The organism is Blautia sp. HCP3S3_C12 (assembly GCF_052064155.1).
Taxonomy (GTDB): domain Bacteria; phylum Bacillota; class Clostridia; order Lachnospirales; family Lachnospiraceae; genus Blautia_A.
This window is the reverse complement of sequence record NZ_JBQHWC010000037.1, coordinates 1-2,591: the sequence shown is the minus strand read 5'-3', so window position 1 is coordinate 2,591 and position 2,591 is coordinate 1. Positions and strand designations below refer to the sequence as shown.

The following is a 2,591-nucleotide window of genomic DNA, read 5'->3' as shown; positions in this document are numbered from 1 at the left end:
ATAATCATTAATTCGACAGCAAAATTTTACATATCTATTTCTTATCAGAAAGATTTACTTTCCATAGACACAAGAATTTTTACACCCTCAATCTATCCAAAAAATATGACCAGATGAATAGCAATCTTGATATCCTGGATTCTCAGGACATCTCCCTTAAAAAGCAGCTTAAAAAAGACGCCGCTGCTTTCCGAGAAGAAAAATTTCATCCTGATCCGGAACAATACACAGAATTGTTGGATACCAGAATCCAGATACGTCCTGCTTTCCGGGATAAGCTGATTGAACAGCTTAAAGGAACTTTTGGTAAATATTATGACTATCACCGCCGTGATATTGCCGCCAATGAAGTGGATTATCTGAATGTTGAAGATCCTGATGTCTTCTCCCATCGTGCCTGGGAACTTGAATGTCAGAGGAAACAGGAGATGCGGCGAAATCAGCCTGCTTGGGCTAAGAAAAAGTCCTATGATATGGAATTGTAATCATCTTCGAGTAGATAATATACTCTTACAAATCTCTTGTTCAAAAATAAACTCCTTTCAAAAAGGCGTATGGAAATCAAAACTTCCATACGCCAATTTTATATTCCGCTCTGTAAGTTGTCTAAAAGTTGACTAAAATTATATTACCATTCATTATCATCTTTGATCAAATAAAACAACTCCTTATATCCAGACTGTATAAGTAATTGTTTAAATCCTGAAAGTACTTCTTCTTTTGTATAATTATTGTTCTCCAAGAATTCATTATCCTTCTCACTAAGGTATTGGTAAAAAAGAGCAGCTGCCATTACCTCCTCTTTATTTGTATAATCAATGTTATCTAAAAGTATGTTTTCTGCTTCATTAATTTGTCCTAAATCAATCATATCCAAAAAACTTTTCAGTTTTTTTCCTGATACTTCATATTTATTTTCTTTTTCAAGCTCAACAGAAACATATTTTTTCCCAAATACTAAAGAAAATAATACCCTTACCATTTCTTTTATCATTCGCATAATGTAATCTTTCTCATCTGTGAAGTACATTTTCATCACCCCAAACATCAATTTCTGTAAATGGACTTTATCATCAAATAAATCCCACCCATATTCCAACTGCTATAAGTAATATACCCAACATTCTTCCTAGAAGTTTTGACTTCCGGTATCCTAAAAGAGCATTTGTTTCAGGAGTAGCAAATGGTAGTAAAACGATATCTATGCCCATTGTCGTAATTCCAATTCCTATTATGAAAACGTTATTGTTAGAAATAATGCCATAAAACATAACCCAAAAGCCCCCCCAATAATACTAAGGTAAAATACTTAATTTTATGGCTGTCTTTATACACCATCTTTTCATAACAATTTTCACATTCACTGTTACAAAATTCAGAATAGTCATTTAGCTCTTTGCCACAGTATTTGCATTTTTTCATACTGTTCCCTCGGTAATCTCAAAAATCTCATTCAACAATTATCCCGATTTGAGTAAAAGCCCAAGGGACTTTAATGTCCCTTACGCTTTTCTCTTTTCTTTCGCTGTTTCAGTTCAAACATTCGCTGCTCTTCTGCCTCTTTTTTCTTGCGTCTTTTCTCTTTGCGTTCCTGCTTGTTCTGTTCCTGCTGTAATTTCAACGCCTGTTGCGATTTTGTACCAATGCCTATTTCCAGCATCTGTTTCTTTGCTTCCCGCTGCATCCGTTTCGGATTTCTTTTGATATCCTTTACAACAGTTTCAACAACCGGACTGAATTTCAAACTGAAATAGCACTTTTGAATATATTCCTGTACTTCATAATCTTTTGGCTCTGCACCAAATGTTACCTTTGCCACAGATAATTTACCATCTTCGATGCGTTCAAAGATTCCCACCCAAAACGGCTCTTCAAAAAATACTGTCAGCTTTCCATTTACTTTGTCCATAAGAATCCCTCCTAAAATTGATTGAACAAAGAATGGACAACCCGGAGGGGCAGGTTACTTACCCTATTTATATAGGACGGCCGGGCTACCTACCGGCTCTGGCACATCAAAGATGTACGTTGCGTTTTTATCTTTGCTTTTATAATCAAACCATATGGCACGATTAACGTAATTCTGTAACTTCAGTTCAAATCATACCACATGATTAATGTATTTTCTATATACTTTCTTTATAATCAGCAAAAAGCTCCCGAAGGAGCTTTCCACACTTTAAATATACACTAATTCTTTTGACACAATCTCTTCTGCTGCATGCCATATTTCCCGTGAAGAATGTTGTAAATTAGTACTATCCATAACGGTAATCGAAAATTTAATTATTCGTATTTTTTCCCGATAATGTAAATCGAAACTACCATACCACCTAATATCATAATTAAGAAAATTTTATTTAAAATATCCCATAAAGCTATATTGAGACAATTGATTATTATAATACCTGCAAGAGGATATAGAACAACCGTTGCAAGTGTCCAAATTTTTAAAGTTGTACAGATGTACATCCAATTTCCATTGTTAAAGGATAAACCCACTAGTATAACATAAATTAAATAAGTACCATATATTTTAAACTAAATATGTGATATACTATTCTCATCAACGAAAGGATGGTTGTTATGAA

The 2,591-nt window shown here is 34.0% G+C and carries 3 protein-coding genes and 1 pseudogene; 1 reads left to right on the top strand and 3 read right to left on the bottom strand.

Annotation, left to right across the window (positions count from 1 at the left end):
• Positions 1-89: 89 nt before the first annotated feature.
• Positions 90-485 (top strand): annotated as a pseudogene (locus ACTNDS_RS16555) (MobQ family relaxase); the annotation flags it as partial.
• A gap of 143 nt (positions 486-628) precedes the next feature.
• Here the strand turns inward: ACTNDS_RS16555 and ACTNDS_RS16550 are convergent.
• From ACTNDS_RS16550 to ACTNDS_RS16540, 3 genes are all read right to left on the bottom strand, one after another.
• Entirely contained in the window at positions 629-1,030 is a 402-nt protein-coding gene (locus ACTNDS_RS16550) for a DUF6483 family protein (protein ID WP_055053541.1), read from the bottom strand.
• A gap of 43 nt (positions 1,031-1,073) precedes the next feature.
• On the bottom strand, positions 1,074-1,271 hold the full coding sequence (locus ACTNDS_RS16545) for a hypothetical protein (protein WP_441036850.1): 198 nt from the start codon (positions 1,269-1,271) through the stop codon (positions 1,074-1,076).
• 221 nt (positions 1,272-1,492) lie between these two features.
• Entirely contained in the window at positions 1,493-1,909 is a 417-nt protein-coding gene (locus ACTNDS_RS16540; protein WP_072521458.1) for a YjdF family protein, read from the bottom strand.
• Between the last annotated feature and the right edge of the window lie 682 nt (positions 1,910-2,591).